This window comes from Streptomyces azureus, assembly GCF_001270025.1.
In the GTDB taxonomy this organism is placed as follows: domain Bacteria; phylum Actinomycetota; class Actinomycetes; order Streptomycetales; family Streptomycetaceae; genus Streptomyces; species Streptomyces azureus.
Genome location: NZ_DF968453.1, coordinates 1 through 19800 on the forward strand (window position 1 = coordinate 1; position 19800 = coordinate 19800).

Here is a 19800-nt window from a genome sequence, read left to right on the forward strand (position 1 = left end):
GCTCGCGCCGGACGGGCCGATCCACGGGCGGGCGCGGGTGCATCTCATGGAGAAGTCCTTCTTCGTGGTGGACCGGGCCGTCGGTATGCTGCTGGGTGACCCGGGCCAGGCCGTCGCCCTGTTCCGTGAGGGACGCCGGGCCTTCGGCCAGGACGGCTGGCAGGCGTTCCTGGAGGCGGCCAACCAGCTGCTGCGGGTCCGCAACAACGGGGAACCGGGCGCCCCCGTGGACGTCTTCTACGGCACGGTCGACACCTTGCGGCGGGCCCGTCCGGACACGGACGCGACGGCGATCCTGGAGCGGCTGGCCGCGACCCGGCCCCGCGCGGTGTCCTATCGGGCGGCGTTCCTGGACGGGCCGCCCCTGATCCCGGTGCTCAACCCGCTGCTCCCGGCGATCGTCCGGACGGCCGCGCTGTGGAGCGGCGACGGGCGGCCGGTCCGTCTGGTGCACGACCGGCAGAACATGCTGACGCCAGACCGCATCGCCTGGATCGAGGAGGCGGCCCGGCAGGCGGGGGTCGGCCTGGCCGGGTTGCGGCTGGTCGTCGCGCGCGAGGACGCCCGGGTGCAGGTGGCGGACTTCCTCGCCGGGATCGCCCGCAAGATCGCCTCCGACGAGCTGAACGGACGCGGGGACCCCGCGCTCACCGCTCTGCTGCGGCCCTACGTCGATCCGGCCTCGGTGTGGGGCGACGCGCGCAGCCGGGCCCTGCTCGCCGCCCCGGCGGACCTCGGGCCGACCGCCCCTGCCGCCGGCCGGCGGTGAAGAGATCACGCGTGCGCTGAACACGGCACGGCTCCGCCCCGTATGGGAAGAGGGCACTCAACTCAAGGAGTGGCCCGCGGTGTTCACACCGTGTTGTTCGGGTTCGGGAGCCATGCATGAGGCACGCACGACGACGGGTCGTCCGGCGAGTGACACGGCTGGCGGCCGTCGGCGGACTCCTCCTCGGAGGAGCGATGGTCACACGCGCCGTGGCGAGCGAGCCCCCCGACCCAACGATCGGAGTCCCATACTCCGCACGGCCGGCCACGAGCATGGGCACCGACCTCGTGTCCCGGCTCGGCACCTCCCGCACGGCGGGCAGCTGGGTCGACTCCGCCGGCCGGCCGGTCGTCGCGGTGACGGACGAGAAGGCGGCCGACGAGGTCGAGCGCGCCGGCGCGCAGGCGAAGATGGTGCGCCACAGCATGAGCGACCTCAAGTCCGCCACGGCGACATTGCGTTCGGCGCCCCGCGTGCCCGGCACAGCCTGGGCCCTGGACTACAAGAGCAACGAGGTGGTGGTACGGGGCGACAGCACTGTCTCCGCCTCCGACTGGTCCCGGCTGACCGAGGTCGCGGAGGGCATCGGCGGCTTCGTACGCATGGAGCGCACCGAGGGTGCGTTCACGACGCGGATCAACGGGGCGGAGCCGATCCTGTCGACCGCCGGGCGCTGTTCGGCGGGCTTCAACGTGACCGACGGGAAGACAGACTTCATCCTCACGGCCGGACACTGCGGGCCCGACGGCTCCGTCTGGTTCGCCGACGACCGGGGCCGGGAACAGGTCGGCACGTCACTCAAGGGAAGCTTCCCCGGCGACGACTACTCCCTGGTGAAGTACGACAGCGGTCGCGCGGGCGAGGGTGCGGACGTCGTGGCGGTCGGTGACGGCAAGGGCGTGCGGATCACGGGCGTCGCCGATCCGGAGGTCGGGCAGAAGATCTTCCGCAGCGGCAGCACCAGCGGTCTGCGCCAGGGGGAGGTGACCGCGCTGAACGCGACGGTCAACTACCCCGAGGGCACGGTGACCGGCCTCATCGAGACGAACGTGTGCGCCGAACCCGGTGACAGCGGCGGCCCGATGTTCGCCGACGGCGTCGCGCTCGGTCTGACGTCGGGCGGCAGCGGGGACTGCGCGGCGGGCGGTACGACGTTCTTCCAGCCGGTGACGAAGGCGCTGACCGAGCTGGGGGTCAAGCTGATCGTCGCCAAGCAGGCCGGTGGCGGCACCGGCGCCTCCCCGGCGCCGTCGGCCTCGCAGGGCGCCGCCTCACCCGCCTCGCCCGGCTCGTCGGCACCGGTCACGGGCGAGGACGTGTCGGGCCTGCTGACCCGTCTCACCGACCCGCGCAACGTGGGCCCCGGCCTGTTGGTCATCGCGGGCAGCCTCGTCGCCCTGGTGGCGACCCGATGGATCCGCGCGGAGCAGGACCGCAAGGCGTATCGGCAGTACTACTCGGCTACTTGGGGATGACGCCGTCACTTCGGATACGCCCGGCAGACAAGGACGCCTCATGACAGTACTGCTCGGCGCCACCGAGCTTCAGCGGGTGGTCGCACCGCAGGCCATGGTCCGAGCCCTGCGCCAGGGCTTCGTCGCGGCCCTCGCCAAGCAGACCTCCCCGCAGCGCGTGCGCCAGAGCCTGCCGACGTCCTCCGGGAGGATCGCCGTACTGCTGCCGGGGCTGTTGCCCGGCATCCCCGCCTACACGGTGAAGGTGAACGCCAAGTTCCCCGATTCCGACCCGGCGATCTCCGGCATCGTCTGTCTCCACGACCTGGAGACCGGGGAGCTGCTCGCGCTGCTGGACTCCGCCTTCGTGACCGCGTGGCGGACCGGGCTGTCGGCGGCGCTGGCCACCGACCTGCTCAGTCCGGCGGGAGCACGCGCTGTGGGGATCATCGGCGCCGGAGCCCAGGCGGACATGACGCTGCGTGGGCTGACCCGGTTGCGCACGGTCGAACGAGTCGCCATCCACGATGCCGACGACGGACGGGCTCACCGGATGGCCGAGGTCTGGCAGCGGGCCGGACTCGCATGCCAGGTCGTCGGCAGTGCGCGAGAGGTCGCCCGCACCTGTGACAGCGTCGTCACCGCCACCTGGTCCCGCCGCCCGCTGCTGCACCTCCCGGACGTCCGGCCGGGCTCGCACATCACCTCGCTGGGAGCGGACGAACCGGGCAAGGTGGAGCTGGATGCCGAGTTGCTGCGGCACGCGCGAGTCATCGTGGACGACGTCGACCTGGCGATGACGTCCGGCGCGCTGGGCAGTGCGGGCCTGCGCCGGGAGCATGCCGCGGCCGTGCTGGGCCGGATCATCGACGGGACCGCTCCGGCGCGGACCGATGCCGAGCAGGTGACCGTCTACACCCCGGTCGGTCTGCCCTGGCAGGATCTCGCACTCTCCTGGGCCGCCTATCAGGCGGCGCTGCGGGACGGGGTCGGCGTCGACTTCCGGTTCCACTCGCGCCCGAAGGACGGGGACGGCACATGAGCACGGCCGCGACCGCCCCTTCCATACGCCAGGGGCCCTGTCTCACCCCAGTGTGAGCAGTACCGTCGCCGCCCCCGCCCCCAGCAGCCCCAGCGCCTGGCGCTGGCTGATCCGCTCGTGCAGGAGGGCGAGGCCGAGGATGACGGGCAGGGCCGGGTAGAGGGAGGCGAGGACGACGGCGACGGCCAGCAACTGGCGCTGTGCGCCGAGCAGATACAGCACGAGGCCGAGGGCCGCACCGGCCCCGATGAGAAGGGCCTGGACGCAGTGGCCCGGCGGCAGCTTCAGTCGGCGGGCGTGGCGGACGGCGTCCGGCAGGAGGACGAGGACCGCGGCGACACGGCCCGCGGCGACGGGCCACAGACCGCTTCCCGCGCCGGCCTGGCCCAGGGCGAGGTACTGCACGGCCACGCCCGCGCTGGCGAGCAGTCCGTCCGCCGTCCCCTTGCCCGCGCCGCCCCCGCCTCCGGAGACGAACCACAGCGCGGGGACGGTCACGGCGATGCCGAGCCAGGCCAGGGCCCCAGGGCGGTCGCCGAGGACGAGCACCCCGCACAGCACCGACAGCGCGACGCCCGTGACGGCGCTCACGGGCACCACGACGCTCATCGCGCCCCGGCTCAGCCCGCGGTTGAGGAACCGCATGGCCATGCCGCTGCCGACGCCGGACAGCGCGCCCCACAGCAGGTCGGCGGTGTGGACGGCGTCGGCGGGCATGAGGAGCGCGGCTGCGCAGGCGAGCAGCAGCCCGCCGAGCTGGCCGAGGAAGGTGACGGCGGCGTGGTGGATGTGCCGTGACAGCAGGCCGCCGGCGAAGTCGACGATGCCGTAGACGACGGCCGAGGAAAGTGCGAGAAGGGCACCCATTGGATCAGGGGTGCCCCGGGACGAGGGTCCGATGCGTCAGCGGACCTGGCTGACGCTCAGGCCGCGGGCGCGGACTGCGGGGCCGCGGCGGCCCACTCCAGGACGAGCCGCTGGTACTCCTCGCGCTGCTCGACGCTCAGTGTCCCGCCCGACCGGCGCCACAGGGCCCGGATCTCCTCGTTGACCTCGTCAGCCGTTCGCTGGGAAGAGGATTCAACAGTGGTGGACATGCTGTGAAGCATACGTCGCCGCAGGTGAAGACGATGTGAGTAATCGTGAGTTAAACGGTCATTCCGGACAGTGTTGCTGATCACGTCCATCTCCCAGTAAACGTGAGCCTGTTCACGCTTCGGCCGACCCCAGCACCAGCACCTTGATGGCCAGCACGGCCGCGCCGCGCGCCCAGTCGTGAAAGTCGGACACCTTCGTCTCCAGCTCGACCGGGGCGGCCAGGGGATGCCGGTTGTCGCGGACGGTCTCCTCGACCGTCTTGCCGGCCACGTCCATCAGCCCGACCCCCTCCCCCGCGAGCAGGATCTTCTGCGGCATCACGAAGTTGGAGATCTGCGCGACGAGCGTGCCCAGGGCGCGTGCGGCCTCGTGGACCACCCGGGCGGGCATCGGGTCCCCGGCGGCGGCCGCCGCGAGGATCTCCTCGTACGTCCGGTCGCGGCCGGTGGCGGCCTGGACCTGGTAGCGGATGTTGGGGATGGTCAGCAGCGAGACGGCACTGCCGCGCCGGCCGTCCGGGGTGAGCGGGCCGCCCGGGTCGACGATCCAGTGACGGCCGAAGCCGCGGTCCTCCTCGGCGCAGGACACTCGTTTGCCGCCCAGGACGAGTCCGTAGCCGATGCCGGCGCCGATGGTGAGGACGACGAAGCGGTCCAGGCCGCGCCCGGCACCGAACCAGGTCTCGGCCTCGACCAGGGCGGCGACGTCGTTCTCGACGACCACCGGCAGCCCGGTGCGCTCCTCGACGAGTTCGGCCAGGGGGACGTCCCGCCACAGCAGGAAGGGGGACTCGCCGACGACGGCACGGTCCTGGACGAAACCGCCGACACCGATGCCGATCCCGGCGAGCCGGGGATGGTCGCGGGTCAGCTCGGCGGTCATCTCTCCGAGCACATCGGCGACTTCGGCGGGGTCGTGGGTGGTGAGCGGACGGTCGAGGCGGGCGACGATGTCGCTTCTGAGTGTGGTGACGACGCCGTAGACCATGTCCTCGGTGATCTTGAAGCCGAGGAAGGACCAGGAGTCGGCGACGACGTCCAGCGGTGTCGAGGGGCGGCCCTGGCGCGCCTCAGCCGGCACTCCCGCCTCGGCCACCTCGACCAGCAGGCCCGACTCGATCAGCGGCTTGGTCAGCCGGGTGAGGCTGCCGGCCGACAGCCCCAGCCTGCGGGCGAGCTCGGTGCGCGACAGCGGGCCGTGCACGAGCACCTCGATCGCCACCGCGCGCTCCCCCGGGCTCAGCGGCGGCCAGCTGGCGATGTCTGCGGTCATGTCGGCCCGACTCCCCTCGCCTTTTTTTCGCACTGAAACCAACACGACCACTCTAAGGCGATGATGGCTACTGCGAAAAGATGTACGCACCCCTCTTGACGCAGTAATTGTTTCGCGCCAAAAGTAAGTCCTGCCAGAGGACGAGCCGCCGCAGCGAGGGAGTCTCCCGATGACCATCGCCTCCAGCAGCCCTCCGTCGCGCCTGCCCGCGGGCGGCGCGACGGAGGCCCACAACAAGCCCAGGACACGACGCGACGACGTGAGCGAGAACAGGGGTGACGGACGGCTGGCCGCGGCCTTCATCGCACCGGCACTGCTCGGCTTCCTCGTCTTCCTGCTCTGGCCGACGCTCCGGGGCATCTACCTGAGCTTCACCCGCTTCAACCTGCTGACTCCGGCGGAGTGGGTGGGCCTGGACAACTACGTCCGCATGGTCAACGACCCCATTTTCTGGGACTCCTTGACGGTCACCGTCGAGTACGTGGTCATCAACATCGGCGTCCAGACGGTCGCCGCGCTCGCCATCGCCGTCCTGCTCCAGCGGCTGACCCAGTCGGCGATGCTGCGCGGCATCGTGCTCACGCCGTACCTGATGTCGAACGTCGTCGCGGGTCTGGTCTGGCTCTGGATCCTCGACGCCCAGCTCGGCATCGGCAACGAGATCATCAGCGCCCTCGGCGCCGACCGCATCCCGTTCCTCGCCGACGAGACCTGGGCGATCCCGACGATCGCGCTCATCAACGTGTGGCGGCACGTCGGCTACACCGCGCTGCTGCTGTTCGCCGGTCTCCAGGCGATCCCGAACGACATGTACGAGGCGGCCAGGGTGGACGGCGCGAGCGAGTGGCGGATGTTCTGGCGGATCACCATGCCGCTGCTGCGGCCGGTGCTCGCGGTCGTGCTCATCATGACGGTGATCGGGTCGTTCCAGGTGTTCGACACCGTGGCCGTGACCACCGCGGGCGGTCCGGCGAACGCGACCAACGTGCTCCAGTACTACATCTACGGCTCCGCCTTCGGCCGCTTCCAGTTCGGCTACGCCTCGGCCATGTCCGTCGCCCTGCTCATCGTGCTCAGCGCGATCACCATCCTCCAGTACCGGCTCACGCGGGCCGGCCGGACCGACCTCGGCTGACGGAAGGGAGACACCGGCATGGCTGCCGTGACGACAACGACGTCGACGACTGTGCGACCGGTCCGGCGCAGGTTCCCCTTCGGGCGGGCCGCCGCCTGGACCGTGATGGGGCTGATCGTCCTCATCATCCTGCTGCCGTTCTACTGGATCCTGCGCACCGCGCTCTCCACCAACGCGGGTCTCAACGCGGATCCGACCAACCCCCTGCCCGTGGACCTCACCACCAGCGGCTTCGAACGCGCCCTGGGGATGCAGTCGGCCGAGGAGGCCGTCGCGCAGGGCGGTGCGGGCGGCGGGCTCGACTTCTGGCGCTATCTGCTCAACTCGGTGCTGGTCTCGACTCTGATCACCGGCTGTCAGCTCTTCTTCTCCGCGATGGCCGCGTACGCCTTCTCACGGTTGCGCTGGCGCGGCCGGGACGCGGTGTTCGGGCTGTTCCTGGCCGGGATGATGGTGCCGACCATCTTCACGCTGCTGCCGAACTTCGTGCTCATCAAGCAGTTGCACCTGGTGGACACGCTCCTCGGCATCGCCCTGCCCACCATGTTCATGGCGCCGTTCGCGGTGTTCTTCCTGCGCCAGTTCTTCATGAACATCCCCCAGGAGGTGGAGGAAGCGGCTCTGCTGGACGGCGCCGGGAAGATCAAGATCTTCTTCCGGGTGGTGCTGCCGATGGCGTCCACGCCGATCCTCACGCTGGGCGTGCTGACGTACATCACCTCCTGGAACGACTACTTCTGGCCGCTGATGGTCTCCTACAGCGACAGCTCGCGCGTGCTGACCGTGGCGCTGGCGATCTTCCGGGCGCAGACCCCGGCGACCGGCGTCGACTGGTCCGGGCTCATGGCGGCGACGCTGATCGCCGCGCTGCCGATGCTGGTGCTGTTCGCCTGCTTCGCGCGCCGCATCGTCAGCTCCATCGGCTTCACCGGGATCAAGTAAGGGGACTGTGATGCGAATTCGTCTGCGTACGCTCGTCGCGGCGACCGGAGCGCTGGCGCTGTCCCTGGTCAGCGGATGCGCGCAGCAGGGCGCCGCCGGATCCTCCGCGAACACGGTCACGTACTGGCTGTGGGACGCCAACCAGCTGCCCGCCTACCAGGCCTGCGCCAAGGGGTTCGAGAAGGAGAACCCCGGACTGAATGTCAAGATCACCCAGTTGGGCTGGAGCGACTACTGGACCAAGCTCACCGCCGGGTTCATCGCGGGCACCCAGCCGGACGTGTTCACCGACCACATCCAGAACTTCGGCCAGTACGCCGACCTGAAGGTCCTGGAACCGCTCGACGACCTCGGCATCGAGAACGCCGACTACCAGCCGGGCCTCGCCGCCAACTGGATCGGGAAGGACGGCCATCGGTACGGCGCTCCCAAGGACTGGGACACCGTCGCGCTGTTCTACAACTCGAAGATGACGAAGGACGCCGGCCTCACCGCCGGGCAACTGAACAACCTCGCCTGGAACCCGGAGGACGGCGGCACCTTCGAGAAGGCCATCGCCCACCTCACGATCGACAGGAACGGCAAGCGGGGCGACGAGCCGGGCTTCGACAAGAACAACGTCAAGGTGTACGGCCTGGCCTCGAACGGCGGCGGCTTCGGCGACGGCCAGACCCAGTGGAGTACCTTCGCCGCCTCCGCCGGGTGGAGCTACCTGGACAAGCCCCGCTGGGGCACGAAGTACCAGTACGACAGCAAGACCTTCCAGTCGGTCATCAAGTGGTACTTCGGTCTGGCCAAGAAGGGCTACATGCCGCCGCTGTCCGACTACAACGTCCAGTCCAACCAGGCGAACACCCAGGTCGCGGCGGGCAAGGCCGCCACCGCGTTCGACGGGGCCTGGATGATCTCCACGTACGCGGGCTTCAAGGGCCGGGACATCGAGACGGCCCTGACACCGGTCGGCCCGACCGGCAAGCGCGCCACCATGATGAACGGCCTCGCCGACTCCGTCACCAAGGCCTCCAAGAACAAGGAGGGCGCCAAGAAGTGGGTGGCGTATCTGGCCTCGGACAAGTGCCAGAAGGTCGTCGGCGGTTACGGCGTCGTCTTCCCCGCGACGAAGGCCGGGACCGAGGCCGCCGTCGCCGCGTACCGGAAGAAGGGCATCGACGTCTCGTCCTTCACCGAACCCGTGGCCGACACGAAGAACTTCCGGACCTTCTCGTACCCGATCGCCAGTTACTCGGCGGACATGACGGCGCTCATGGCGCCGGCGATGGAGGACATCTACGGCAACGGCAAGCCGGTCAGCAGCCTCGACGAGACCAACGAACAGATCAACCTGATCCTCTCGCAGTGATCCCCCGACCAGTGAAGGGCACGCCTCACATGACGTTCTCCATCGGCATCGTCGGCGCCGGACAGTTCTCGGGCCAGTTCGCCACGCTGTTCCAGGCCCACCCCGGCGTCAGCGCCGTCTACGTCACCGACCTGCTGCCCGAGAGGGCCGGGCAACTCGCCTCCGCCCAGGGGCTGACGGGCACCTTCCCGTCGTACCAGGCCATGCTGGAATCGGAGGACGTCGACGCCGTCGCGATCTTCACGCAGCGCTGGACGCACGGGCCGCTGGTGCTCCAGGGCCTCAACGCGGGCAAGCACGTGTACTCCGCCGTCCCCATGGCCATCAGCACGGAGGAGATCGCCGCGATCATCGACGCGGTCAAGGCCACCGGGCTGACGTACATGATGGGCGAGACCAGCGAGTACAACCCGGCCACGGTCCACGCCCGCAACCAGATCGCCGAGGGCGCCTTCGGGCGGCTGTTCTACGCCGAGGGCGACTACGTCCACGACATGGACCTGGGGTTCTACGAGGCCTACCAGTACAGCGGCGGCGAGAACTGGAAGGCCACCGCCAGCTATCCCCCGCTGCTGTACCCGACGCATGCGGTCGGCGGGGTGCTGGGCGCCTGGAAGACGCACGCGGTCAGCGTGTCGGCGGTCGGTGTCGTCGACGACCGGGGTGACGGCGTCTTCGACAAGGAGGTCAGCCAGTTCGGCAACGACTTCTCCAACGCCACCGCGCTGTTCGAGGTGGCGGGCGGCGGCTCGTTCCGTACGAACGAGTTCCGGCGGGTCGGCTACCCCTCGCACATACGGGAGTCGCGTTTCCGCTTCTTCGGCACCGAGGCGAGCATGGAACAGCTCGCGACGGTCGCCCTGTGGCAGGACAAGCAGGGGGTGAAGGACATCAGCGAACTGCTGGAGCCCAAGCCCACCATGGCGCCCGACGACCCGTCGCTCCAGCACATCGCGCCCGAGCTGCGGGCCGCGTTCACCTCCGGGTCGGCTCCCGTGCACGACCGTGCGCGGCTGCCGAGGGAGTTCGACAACCTCCACAACGGCCACGAGGGCAGCCACCACTTCCTGGTGGACGACTTCGTGACCGCCGTCAACACGCGCACCCTGCCGTCGGTGAACGCGTGGGTGGCCGCCCGCTACACCCTGCCGGGCATCATCGCGCACGAGTCCGCGCGGCAGGGCGGGGTGCGGCTGGAGATCCCGGACTTCGGGGACGCGCCCCTGTAGGGACTCCGTGCGGGCCGGGTGCCTGGGATCAGGTGCCCGGCTTGCGGCCGTACACGAAGACGTCGTCGCCCTTCTTCAGCAGCGACCAGTACTTCTTCGCGTCGGTCTTCGTCATGTTGACGCAACCGTGCGAGCCCGGCGGGTTCCACATGCTGACGCCGACCGAGTGGAAGGCCTGGCCGCCGTCGAAGAACTGGGCGTAGGGCATCGGCACGTCGTAGATGGACGAGACGTGGTCGATGTTGCGCCAGTAGATCTTCTTCAGACCGGTGCGGGTCTCGTAGCCGTCGCGGCCCGTGCGGACCGGGACGGGGCCGTAGACGAGCTTCTTGCCGTCCTGGATCCAGCTCAGCTGGAGGCTCAGGTTCACACAGGCGATCCGGCCCTTGTTCACCGGGCACTTGCCGTCCTTGTTGGGGTTCTTCCCGACCGCCTTCTGCTTCTGCATCAGGTCCATCACGCCCCAGGTGACGGGCCCGGCGTAGCCGGCGTTCGGGGAGATGCCGTGCTTGGTCTGGAAGGCCTTGATCGCCTTGCAGTCGGCAGCGGACTGCTTGCCGTCGACCGGGCGGCCGAGAAACTTCTCCACCTGCTTCTGGTACGGGCCGGTCTTGGTGGTGCAGCTCGCGGCCGCGGCCGGCGTGGCGCCGAGCGCGAGTGTGAGCGGTGCCACCAGTCCGGTGATCCCGAGTACGACGGCACCCCGTCTGCGTACGTCCCCCATGGTTGGTCCTGCCCTTTCGCGGAAGTGGTCACATGGTCTGCGATCCCTGCCAGCTAGACGGGCGCACGGGGGATTCGGTTGTGCGGTCTTTCGGCCTGCGACGAAACGGTGACATACCTCGCCACGCAGCCGGCCGAGGACGACCAGCGTGGTGCCGGTGATCCATGCGGCGTCGGGCGAGACGAGGAGAGCGACGGCCGCGAGACGTCCCCGGCCGGGGTGCGGGTCAGGGAGCACGGTCCGTCTCAGCGGTAGCCGGTCGTGTCGGCCGGCTTGCCCGTGTCCTGCACCTCGACGAGGTAGCGCCAGGCATCCGGGCGGCTGCCGTCGAGGTCGGTGAAGCCGTACTCCTGGGCGAGGCCGCCGCTGGAGAGGGACCGGCCGTTCCAGCGCGCCACGTCCGGGTCGGCGGCGAGCGCGGCCACGGCCCGGCCCACGTAGCGGGGGGTCTCCGAGATGGCGAAGTGGGGCTCGCGCTCCAGGGCGTCGCGCCAGTTGTCCTCCCGTACCCCGAAGGTGTCGAGCATGATCTCCGAGCGCAGCCAGCCGGGGGTGAGGGCGACGGCGGTGGCGCCGCGCGGGCCGAGTTCGTGGCCGAGGGCGAAGGCCATGCGCAGGACGGAGGCCTTGGCGAGGTCGTAGAAGAAGTTCACGCGGTAGTTGTCGGCGTTGTAGTCGGCGGTTCCGTCGGTGACCTCGACGACGAGGCCGCCGGGGTGGCGCAGCAGCAGCGGCAGGGCGTGGTGGCTGGTGATCGCGTGCGTCTCGACCGCGAGCCTGAGCAGGTGCAGGCCCTTGTCGAGATCGTGCTCCCAGAGCGGGCTCTCCCACTCGAAGAGGTTCTCACCGCCCCAGATGTCGTTGACGAGAACATCGAGGCGGCCCTGCTCGTCGGCGATCCTGTCCACCAGAGCGCGGACCTGTGCCGGGTCGAGGTGGTCGGCGGGTACGGCGATGCCCTGCCCGCCGGCCTCGGTGACCAGGTCGGCGGTGTCCTCGATGGTCTCGGGCCGGTCGTACTCCGAGCGGCGGGTGCGCGTGCTGCGGCCGGTGACGTAGACGGTGGCGCCGGCCGCGCCGAGCTCCACCGCGATGCCGCGTCCGGCGCCCCGGGTGGCTCCGGCTACCAGTGCGACCTTGCCTTTCAGTGGAGCTGACATGTCCGACCTCCCGTGACCGTGGCTGCTTGTCGCCTCCAGGGTGACGGGTAAGCCGGACATCTTCTGTCGCCTTTTACGGGAGACACGTGATCAGTGTCCCCGGGCGATCCACTCCTGAAGGTGCGGGGCCTCCGCGCCGATGGTCGTGGCGTCTCCGTGGCCGGTGAGGACCTTCGTCTCGGGTGGCAGCGTGAGGAGGCGGTCGCGGATCGAGTCGATGATCGTCGGGAAGTGCGAGAAGGACCGGCCGGTGGCGCCGGGGCCGCCCTGGAAGAGGGTGTCGCCGGTGAAGACGGTGGCGAGCCCGGGGTCGTACAGGCACACCGCGCCGGGCGCGTGCCCCGGGGTGTGCAGGACCCGCAGGTCGGCGCCGCCGGCCTCGATCACCTGGCCGTCGACCAGCCAGGCGTCGGGCTCGCGGTCCGGGTGGGTCTGCTTCCACAGCGGCAGGTCGTCGCGGTGCAGCCAGATGGTGGCTCCGGTGCGCTCGGCGAGGGCGGGAGCGGCGTCGATGTGGTCGTTGTGGGCGTGGGTGCACACGATGGCCGTGAGCCGGCGGTCTCCGACGGCCTCCGCGATGGCGTCGGCGTCGTGGGCGGCGTCGATGACGATCGCCTCGTGGTCGTCACCGACGATCCAGACGTTGTTGTCGACGTCCCAGGTGCCGCCGTCGAGGCTGAACCGGCCGGAGGTGACGAGGTGTTCGACGCGCGGGGCCATCACAGCACCACCACCGAGCGCAGCACGTCGCCGTGGTGCATCCGCTCGAACGCCTTCTCCACCTCGTCGAGCTGGATGGTCTCGGTGACGAACGCCCCGAGGTCCAGGCGCCCTTGCAGGTGCAGGTCGATCAGCATGGGGAAGTCGCGGGACGGCAGGCAGTCGCCGTACCACGACGACTTCAGCGCCCCGCCACGCCCGAACACGTCCAGCAGCGGCAGTTCGAGTTTCATCTCGCGGGTGGGCACGCCGACCAGGACGACCGTGCCGGCGAGGTCGCGGGCGTAGAAGGCCTGCTTGTACGTCTCCGGGCGGCCGACGGCTTCGATGACGACGTCGGCGCCGAAGCCGCCGGTGAGTTCGCGGATCGCCTCGACCGGGTCGCACTCGCGCGAGTTGACGGTGTGGGTGGCGCCCATGGTCCGTGCGGTGGCGAGCTTGCGGTCGTCGATGTCGACGGCGATGATCTTCGCCGCTCCGGCGAGGTGCGAGCCGGCGATGGCGGCGTCGCCGACACCGCCGCAGCCGATGACGGCGACCGTGTCACCCCGGCCGACGTTTCCGGTGTTGATCGCGGCGCCGATGCCGGCCATGACGCCGCAGCCGAGCAGCCCGGCCACCTGCGGGGCGACCGCCGGGTTGACCTTGGTGCACTGCCCGGCCGCGACCAGCGTCTTCTCGGCGAAGGCACCGATGCCGAGGGCCGGGGACAGCACCGTGCCGTCGGTGAGGGTCATCTTCTGCCCGGCGTTGTGGGTGTCGAAGCAGTACCAGGGCCGCCCGCGCAGACAGGCGCGGCATTTCCCGCACACCGCACGCCAGTTGAGGATCACGAAGTCACCGGGCTCGACGTCGGTGACGCCGTCGCCGACCGCCTCGACCACGCCCGCGGCCTCGTGGCCCAGCAGGAAGGGGAAGTCGTCGCTGATGCCGCCCTGCTTGTAGTGCAGATCGGTGTGGCACACCCCGCAGGCCTGGACGCGCACGACCGCCTCCCCCGGGCCGGGATCGGGCACGACGATGGTCTCGATCCGTACCGGCTCGTCCTTGCCCGGTGCGATCACACCGCGTACTTCCTGCGCCATGCTGACTCCTTCGTCGGCTTCGTCGGCCGGGATGCCTTCCCTTCCGACCCTACGCGCGACTGATCGGCAAGGGGTGCGGATCGGCCACCCGCGGCGCCGTATCACCAGCTCACGCGCTGTCCCAAAACGCCGGGCACCGCACCGGCGGCCCCCGTAACCTGAACGCTCCGCCCGACGCCGAAGGAGCGACGTGAGCATCGCAGAGACCGAGACCGGTACACCCGCCTGGCGGCTGCTCCTCGGATACGTACGGCCGCACCGCCGGTCCCTGTTCGCCGGTGCCGTGCTCTCGCTGGTCACCGGGGCGACCGGGCTGATGCTGCCGCTGGTGGCGCGGGGCCTGATCGACGATCTGGCGCACGACCGGGCCATCACCGGCGCGCTGCTGGCGATGTCGGCCCTGGTCGTGACCAACGCGGCGGTCGGAGCGCTGGGTTCGTACGTGTTGCAGCGCACCGCCGAGTCGGTGGTGCTCGGCGCGCGGCGCGCCCTGTCGTCGTATCTGCTGCGGCTGCGGATCACGGCCGTGGACCGCAGCGAACCCGGCGACCTGATGGCGCGCATCACCTCGGACACCACCCTGCTCCGCGCGGTCACCACGGACTCGCTGGTCGGGCTGGGCACGGGCGGTCTCACGCTCGTCGCGACGGTGGTCATGATGGGCCTCGTGGAGCCCGTCCTGCTGGGAGTCACCCTGGCCGTGATCCTGGGCGCGGGCGTGATCCTCGGCGTGATCGTGCCGCGTATCAACAAGGCGAGCCGGCAGGCGCAGGACGCGGTGGGTGTCATGGGTGCCTCGCTGGAGCGGATCCTCGGCGCCCTGCGCACCGTGAAGGCGTCCGGTGCCGAGCACCGGGAGGAACGCACGCTGCACGAGGCGGCGCAGGAGTCGTGGCGGCAGAGCGTGCGGGCCGCCAAGTGGTCGGCGGCCGCGGGCAACACGGCGGGGCTCGCCATGCAGATCGCCTTCATCACGGTGCTCGCGGTGGGCGGCGCGCGCGTGGCGACCGGCGCGATCGACGTGGGCACGCTGGTCGCGTTCCTGCTGTTCGTCTTCTACCTGATGTCGCCGATACAGCAGGTCGTCGGCGCCGTCACGCAGTACCAGACGGGCGCCGCGGCCCTCACCCGCATCCAGGAGGCGCTGCGGCTGCCCGCCGAGCCGGCCACCGCGGCCGCCCCGCTCCCCTCCCCCGGCACGCGGCCCGCCGCCCTCGCCTTCGACGACGTCCGCTTCCGCTACGCAGACGATCTGCCGTACGTCCACCACGGCGTGACGTTCGCCGTGCCCGCGCAGGGCATGACGGCGTTCGTGGGCCCGTCCGGCGCCGGCAAGACCACCGTCTTCTCGCTGATCGAGCGGTTCTACGAGCCGGACTCCGGGGTGATCACGTTCGACGGGCGCGACCTCGCCGACTGGGACCTGACGCAACTGCGCGCCGCGATCGGCTACGTGGAGCAGGACGCGCCGGTCCTGTCGGGCTCCCTGCGGGACAACCTGCTGCTGGGCAATCCGGAGGCGGACGACGACGCCCTCGCGCGGGTGCTGAAGACGACCCGTCTCGACGGTCTGGTCGCCCGGCTGCCCGCCGGTCTCGACACGCTCGTCGGGCATCGTGGCACCAAGCTGTCGGGCGGTGAGCGGCAGCGGGTCGCCATCGCCCGGGCTCTGCTGCGCCGGCCCCGGCTGCTGCTGCTCGACGAGGCGACCTCGCAGCTGGACGCGGTGAACGAGGCGGCGCTGCGCGACACCGTCGCGGACGTGGCCCGTACGACGACGGTCCTGGTGGTGGCGCACCGGCTGTCGACGGTGACGATGGCCGACCGGATCGTGGTGATGGATGCCGGGCGGGTCCGGGCGGTCGGCACGCACCGCGAGCTCGTGACCGCCGACCCGCTCTACGCGGAGCTGGCGGCGACCCAGTTCCTGGCCGCGTCGGACTGAACCACCGGGCATGCGTGAGGGCCGCCCGAGCCGGGCGGCCCTCGTCGCGACGCGCTGCCGTCAGGGCCGGACGTTCGGAACGGAACCGAAGACCGGGGAGACCAGGCCGACGGCCTGGTTCAGCTGGTTGAGGTCGTTGAGGCGGTTGAGCCCGGCCGGCCGGGAGGAGGGCCGCCGGATCTTGTCCTTGTGCTCGGCGGGGATGTCGCTCACGGTCAGCGAGTCCGGCGTGGCGATCGGGCTGAGCGGGTTCCGGGATTCCGCGTCGGCCGCGTTCGTCATCGGCGCGGCGAGGCCGGTGACACCCGCGGCGAGACCAACGGCGGCGACGAAACGTCGTGTTGAGATCATGCCTATCGCAGCGCGAGCGGGTCCGGCTGCGTTGCCTGCGTTTGCCGAGCTCGCCGGACGGGAGGAGGCTCGACAGGAGGAGAGGCTCCTCGCGGCCCGCTTCCGACCGGGTCGCGGCCCTTCGAAGGAGGTCATCATGGGAACCGCGGCAGACCCCGCCTTCGACAGAGAGACACTGCGCCAGGGCGTGGAAGGACAGAGCCCGGACCTGCTGCTCTCGCTCTACGCGGACGACGCGGAGTTCCGCATCGTCGACCGCACGACCCAGCCCAGCCACCCCAAGGTCCTGCACGGCCGGGACGAGATCAGCCGGATGCTGGAGGACGTCTACAGCCGCGACATGTCGCACAAACTGGAGCGGTGCGTCATCCAGGGCGACGAAGCCGCGTACAGCGAGAGCTGCGAGTACGCGGACGGTGTGCGCGTCCTGTCCGAGTCCATGATCTCGCTGAAGGACGGCAAGATCGCCGAGCAGACCCTCGTCCAGGCCTGGGACGAGTAGGGACCACGCCGACGAGCCCCGCAGGGGGCTCGGTTAGGGTGGGACCGGGCCGTGACTGGCGCTGAGGTGGAGCACCACCGGGGAGCGGCTCCGCAGGAGTCGATGCCGTGCGCCTGGGCGAAGCAGCACACCAGCCCAGGAGTGGAACATGTCGCAGGCACGGCTCATGGACGGAACCTCGCTCGCCCGGCGGATACTGGAGGAGACCGGCAAGCGCGCGGCCGGCCTCACCGAAAGGACAGGCACGGCACCGTGCCTCGCGACGGTTCTGGTCGGCGAGGACCCGGCGTCCGTCACGTACGTCCGGATGAAGCAGAACCGCTGCCGCAAGGCCGGCATCACTTCCCGGCACGTGGCGCTGCCCGCCGCCACGACCACCGAGGAGCTCGTCGGCACGCTCGAGGCGCTCTCCGCCGACCCCGGCGTGCACGGGATCCTCCTCCAGCACCCGATGGGCGAGCACATCGACGAGCGGGCCGCGTTCGAGGCGATCGCGCCCGGCAAGGACGTCGACGGCGTCACCTTCGCCTCCTTCGCGACGATGAGCTTCGGCCTGCCGGGCTTCGTGTCCTGCACGCCCGGCGGGGTCATGCGGCTGCTCGACGAGTACGGCGTCGACCCGGCCGGCAAGCGGGCCGTGGTCGTGGGACGCAGCGCCATCCTCGGCAAGCCGGCCGGCATGCTGCTGCTCGCCCGGGACGCGACGGTCACCTACTGCCACTCGCGCACCCGGGACCTGTCGGCGGCCGTGCGGGAGGCGGACATCGTGGTGGCCGCGGTGGGACGGCCCCGGTTGATCCGCGGCCAGGACGTCAAGCCCGGCGCCGTCGTGATCGACGCCGGGTACAACCCCGGCAACATCGGCGACGTCGACTTCGACTCCGCCGCGGAGCGGGCCTCGCTGATCACGCCGGTGCCGGGCGGCGTCGGCCCGATGACCATCGCCACGCTGCTGGAGCAGACCGTGGACGCCGCCGCCCGGCAGCTCGGTGCGGCCGGGGTCTGATCAGCGCATCCACGCGCTGTACGACATCACGTCGCCCTTCTTGACGCCGTACTCGGGCTCGGCGGTGCTGAAGGTGCTCTCCAGACCGAGGACGGCTCCGGTGACCGGGTCCATGATCAGCATGCGGCGGGCGCCGGGGCCGTCGTACACGTACGCCTGACCGCGTCGCCCGAGGCGGTCGGTCACCTGGCCGACGGGCCGCAGCCCCTCGGTGCCGGCCAGGAGGCGGGCGAGCGTCGCGGTCTCCCGGGCGCCGAGGGTCCAGTGGTCGAGCAGCACCTCGACGGCGTCCAACAGTTGGGGCGTGCTCAGCGGAGTGGCGGAGTGCTGAGCCTCCGTCAGGTAGGCGCGCAGGCGGTCGGGGTCGTGCGGCGGCGGGGACTGGGGCGGGGCGTCGCTCCAGCTCGGCGGATACGTCTGGTCGCTGAGGACGTGCCCGTCGTCGACGAGGTGCGGCTCGCCGCCCTCGGTGGAGAGGACCGGGCGGCCCGGATGCCTCGGGTCGGTCGCCACGACCAGTTGCGTGTGGCTGCCGTCGGCCCGCCAGCGCACGATGCGCTCCTCGGGGAGCGTGATCGGGGGCTTGTCGTCCGACATGCCCATGCTCCAGGACTGCACGTGCGTGCCCTTGCGCAGGCGGGGCGAGCCGTTGGCTGCGGCCTGTTCGGCACGCTCGGCCAGCCGGTCCAGGGGCAGCGGTGTGGAGCCGGTCTGCACCACCAGCGGACGCGGCGCGGCGACCGCCGGTGTGGTGTTCGGGCCGCTCAGCACGAGGGTCAGTGCCAAGGCGGCGACCACGACGGCCGCGACGAGCCCCCAGGCCAGCCGGGGCCGGCCGGCGCCCGGCAGCAGCCGGTCCCGCAGACGGCCGGAGGGCCGCTCCCGCAGCAGCCGCTCCAGGCGGCGCTCGGCGCCGTGGTCCAGGGGGCCGTCGCCGAAGTGAGGGCCGTCGGACGGCACCGGGTTGGCGCCGCGCACCAGTTCGAGTTCGTCAGCCATGGCCGTATTCCTTAGAGGCGGTCACGTGGGTGGCGGTAAGGGGACGCGGGGCATGGGTGTGGCCACCGGTCGGGGGCGTGGGCAGGGGGCGTGCGTCGCGGCTGGGCGCGGTCCAGGGCCAGGCGTCTGCGTCGCGATCACTCGCCGTCCTGGTGACCGCGTGTGCGTCGCGATCACTCGCGGACCTGGTGACCGCGTGTGCGTCGCGACCGATCGCGGTGCTGGTGACGGGCCCGGAGAGCATGTCGGTCACCGCCGGTCCCCCTCGCGCAGTGAGTGTCCGGTGACCACCGCCACCGCGGGACGCATGCGATCGATCTCGGCTCTGAGGCGGCGGCGGGCCCGGTGCAGCCGCATCGTGGCGGCACGCCTGCCGCAGCCGAGGGCGACCGCGACCTCGTCGATGCCGAGTTCCTCCCAGGCCGTCAGGCGCAGCACCTCCTGGTCGGACGCGGAGAGCCGGGCGAGTGCCTCGTGCACCCAGGCGCCGGGGTTCTCGGTCTCGGGGCCTTCCGCGATGTGCCGTCCGTGCGCGGTGTCGTCGTTGCCGAGCCGGTCGACGAGCCGGCGGCGGCGTCCGTGGCCGCGCACCGCGTTGGCCAGGCAGTTGCGTGCCACGCCGTACAGCCAGGGCAGCGGGGAGGAGGGCAGGTCGGCCCGGCGCCGCCAGGCGACCGTGAACACCTCCGCCACCACTTCCTCCACCTCGCCGGCCCGCCCGTCCAGCCGCCGCGCGACATAACGGCTGACCGCCCAGTAGTGCTCGCGATAGGCAGCGGCGAAGATCTCGTCGTTGCTCATGTCCCGTTCGTGTCCGGCACCTTCCCGATCGTCACACCCGTTTCCGTGATTCTCGTCGCGTCAGGAAAGTGTGACGTCCGGGCGGGGCGCGGACACAGGCGGGGCATGAGGCACCTGAAGTGGCTGACGACCACGGATCACAAGACGATCGGCACGCTGTACCTGGTGACGTCGTTCGCGTTCTTCGTCATCGGTGGCGTGATGGC

Annotated in this window: 20 protein-coding genes and 1 riboswitch; of the genes, 10 read left to right on the forward strand and 10 right to left on the reverse strand. The window is 70.8% G+C overall.

The window, feature by feature from the left end:
* From AOQ53_RS35565 to AOQ53_RS35575, 3 genes are all read left to right on the forward strand, one after another.
* Positions 1–769, forward strand: a 769-nt coding sequence (locus tag AOQ53_RS35565) for a hypothetical protein (RefSeq protein WP_059423737.1), incomplete at its 5' end; no start/stop codon positions are given.
* Positions 770–885: 116 nt separating this feature from the next.
* Complete coding sequence (locus tag AOQ53_RS35570) at positions 886–2244, forward strand: S1 family peptidase (RefSeq protein ID WP_059423739.1); 1359 nt, start codon at positions 886–888, stop codon at positions 2242–2244.
* A gap of 40 nt (positions 2245–2284) precedes the next feature.
* Positions 2285–3265, forward strand: coding sequence for an ornithine cyclodeaminase family protein (locus AOQ53_RS35575; RefSeq protein WP_059423741.1), 981 nt, complete (start codon positions 2285–2287; stop codon positions 3263–3265).
* Between the two features lie 42 nt (positions 3266–3307).
* Here the strand turns inward: AOQ53_RS35575 and AOQ53_RS35580 are convergent, their stop codons facing one another.
* The 3 genes from AOQ53_RS35580 to AOQ53_RS35590 all read right to left on the reverse strand — a co-directional run bounded on the left by AOQ53_RS35580 (position 3308) and on the right by AOQ53_RS35590 (position 5635).
* A complete protein-coding gene (locus AOQ53_RS35580; protein ID WP_059423743.1) occupies positions 3308–4132 on the reverse strand; it encodes an EamA family transporter in 825 nt (274 codons plus the stop codon).
* A 56-nt stretch (positions 4133–4188) separates the two neighbouring features.
* A complete protein-coding gene (locus tag AOQ53_RS35585) occupies positions 4189–4374 on the reverse strand; it encodes a hypothetical protein (protein ID WP_037667954.1) in 186 nt (61 codons plus the stop codon).
* A 100-nt stretch (positions 4375–4474) separates the two neighbouring features.
* A complete protein-coding gene (locus AOQ53_RS35590) occupies positions 4475–5635 on the reverse strand; it encodes an ROK family transcriptional regulator (protein WP_059423744.1) in 1161 nt (386 codons plus the stop codon).
* A 169-nt stretch (positions 5636–5804) separates the two neighbouring features.
* Here AOQ53_RS35590 and AOQ53_RS35595 point away from each other — a divergent pair, with 169 nt between their 5' ends.
* Genes AOQ53_RS35595 through AOQ53_RS35610 form a run of 4 tightly spaced genes read left to right on the forward strand, consistent with a single transcriptional unit; the run spans position 5805 to position 10301 of the window.
* Positions 5805–6770 carry a carbohydrate ABC transporter permease gene (locus AOQ53_RS35595; protein WP_059423746.1) on the forward strand — a complete coding sequence of 322 codons (966 nt, stop codon included), beginning with the start codon at positions 5805–5807 and terminating at the stop codon, positions 6768–6770.
* Positions 6771–6788: 18 nt separating this feature from the next.
* The gene (locus AOQ53_RS35600) at positions 6789–7712 is read left to right on the forward strand and encodes a carbohydrate ABC transporter permease (protein WP_059423748.1); all 924 of its coding nucleotides are present in this window, start codon (positions 6789–6791) and stop codon (positions 7710–7712) included.
* A 10-nt stretch (positions 7713–7722) separates the two neighbouring features.
* Entirely contained in the window at positions 7723–9072 is a 1350-nt protein-coding gene (locus AOQ53_RS35605; RefSeq protein WP_059423750.1) for an ABC transporter substrate-binding protein, read from the forward strand.
* Between the two features lie 29 nt (positions 9073–9101).
* The gene (locus tag AOQ53_RS35610) at positions 9102–10301 is read left to right on the forward strand and encodes a Gfo/Idh/MocA family protein (RefSeq protein WP_059423752.1); all 1200 of its coding nucleotides are present in this window, start codon (positions 9102–9104) and stop codon (positions 10299–10301) included.
* Between the two features lie 28 nt (positions 10302–10329).
* Here AOQ53_RS35610 and AOQ53_RS35615 read toward each other — a convergent pair whose 3' ends face one another.
* The 4 genes from AOQ53_RS35615 to AOQ53_RS35630 form a co-directional block, all read right to left on the reverse strand.
* A complete protein-coding gene (locus AOQ53_RS35615) occupies positions 10330–11025 on the reverse strand; it encodes a L,D-transpeptidase family protein (RefSeq protein WP_059423755.1) in 696 nt (231 codons plus the stop codon).
* 245 nt (positions 11026–11270) lie between these two features.
* Positions 11271–12185 carry an SDR family oxidoreductase gene (locus tag AOQ53_RS35620; protein WP_059423756.1) on the reverse strand — a complete coding sequence of 305 codons (915 nt, stop codon included), beginning with the start codon at positions 12183–12185 and terminating at the stop codon, positions 11271–11273.
* 90 nt (positions 12186–12275) lie between these two features.
* Positions 12276–12905, reverse strand: coding sequence for an MBL fold metallo-hydrolase (locus tag AOQ53_RS35625; protein ID WP_059423757.1), 630 nt, complete (start codon positions 12903–12905; stop codon positions 12276–12278).
* Positions 12905–13990, reverse strand: coding sequence for an S-(hydroxymethyl)mycothiol dehydrogenase (locus AOQ53_RS35630; protein WP_059423758.1), 1086 nt, complete (start codon positions 13988–13990; stop codon positions 12905–12907). The genes AOQ53_RS35625 and AOQ53_RS35630 overlap by 1 nt, the downstream gene beginning before the upstream one ends.
* Positions 13991–14180: 190 nt before the next feature.
* Here AOQ53_RS35630 and AOQ53_RS35635 point away from each other — a divergent pair, with 190 nt between their 5' ends.
* Positions 14181–15935 (forward strand): ABC transporter ATP-binding protein, encoded by a 1755-nt coding sequence (locus AOQ53_RS35635; protein WP_059423759.1) that lies wholly within the window; start codon positions 14181–14183, stop codon positions 15933–15935.
* Positions 15936–15995: 60 nt separating this feature from the next.
* Here AOQ53_RS35635 and AOQ53_RS35640 read toward each other — a convergent pair whose 3' ends face one another.
* Entirely contained in the window at positions 15996–16286 is a 291-nt protein-coding gene (locus AOQ53_RS35640) for a hypothetical protein (RefSeq protein WP_059423761.1), read from the reverse strand.
* Positions 16287–16422: 136 nt separating this feature from the next.
* Between AOQ53_RS35640 and AOQ53_RS35645 the strand changes: the two genes are divergently transcribed.
* Together AOQ53_RS35645 and AOQ53_RS35650 are read left to right on the forward strand one after the other, a co-directional pair.
* Complete coding sequence (locus AOQ53_RS35645; protein WP_059423762.1) at positions 16423–16788, forward strand: nuclear transport factor 2 family protein; 366 nt, start codon at positions 16423–16425, stop codon at positions 16786–16788.
* 41 nt (positions 16789–16829) lie between these two features.
* Positions 16830–16914, forward strand: a riboswitch (ZMP/ZTP riboswitch).
* A 22-nt stretch (positions 16915–16936) separates the two neighbouring features.
* On the forward strand, positions 16937–17794 hold the full coding sequence (locus tag AOQ53_RS35650) for a bifunctional 5,10-methylenetetrahydrofolate dehydrogenase/5,10-methenyltetrahydrofolate cyclohydrolase (protein WP_059423764.1): 858 nt from the start codon (positions 16937–16939) through the stop codon (positions 17792–17794).
* Here the strand turns inward: AOQ53_RS35650 and AOQ53_RS35655 are convergent, their stop codons facing one another.
* Together AOQ53_RS35655 and AOQ53_RS35660 are read right to left on the reverse strand one after the other, a co-directional pair.
* Positions 17795–18793, reverse strand: coding sequence for a CU044_5270 family protein (locus tag AOQ53_RS35655; protein WP_059423766.1), 999 nt, complete (start codon positions 18791–18793; stop codon positions 17795–17797).
* A gap of 249 nt (positions 18794–19042) precedes the next feature.
* Positions 19043–19594 (reverse strand): RNA polymerase sigma factor, encoded by a 552-nt coding sequence (locus tag AOQ53_RS35660; RefSeq protein ID WP_059423768.1) that lies wholly within the window; start codon positions 19592–19594, stop codon positions 19043–19045.
* Positions 19595–19800: the final 206 nt, after the last annotated feature.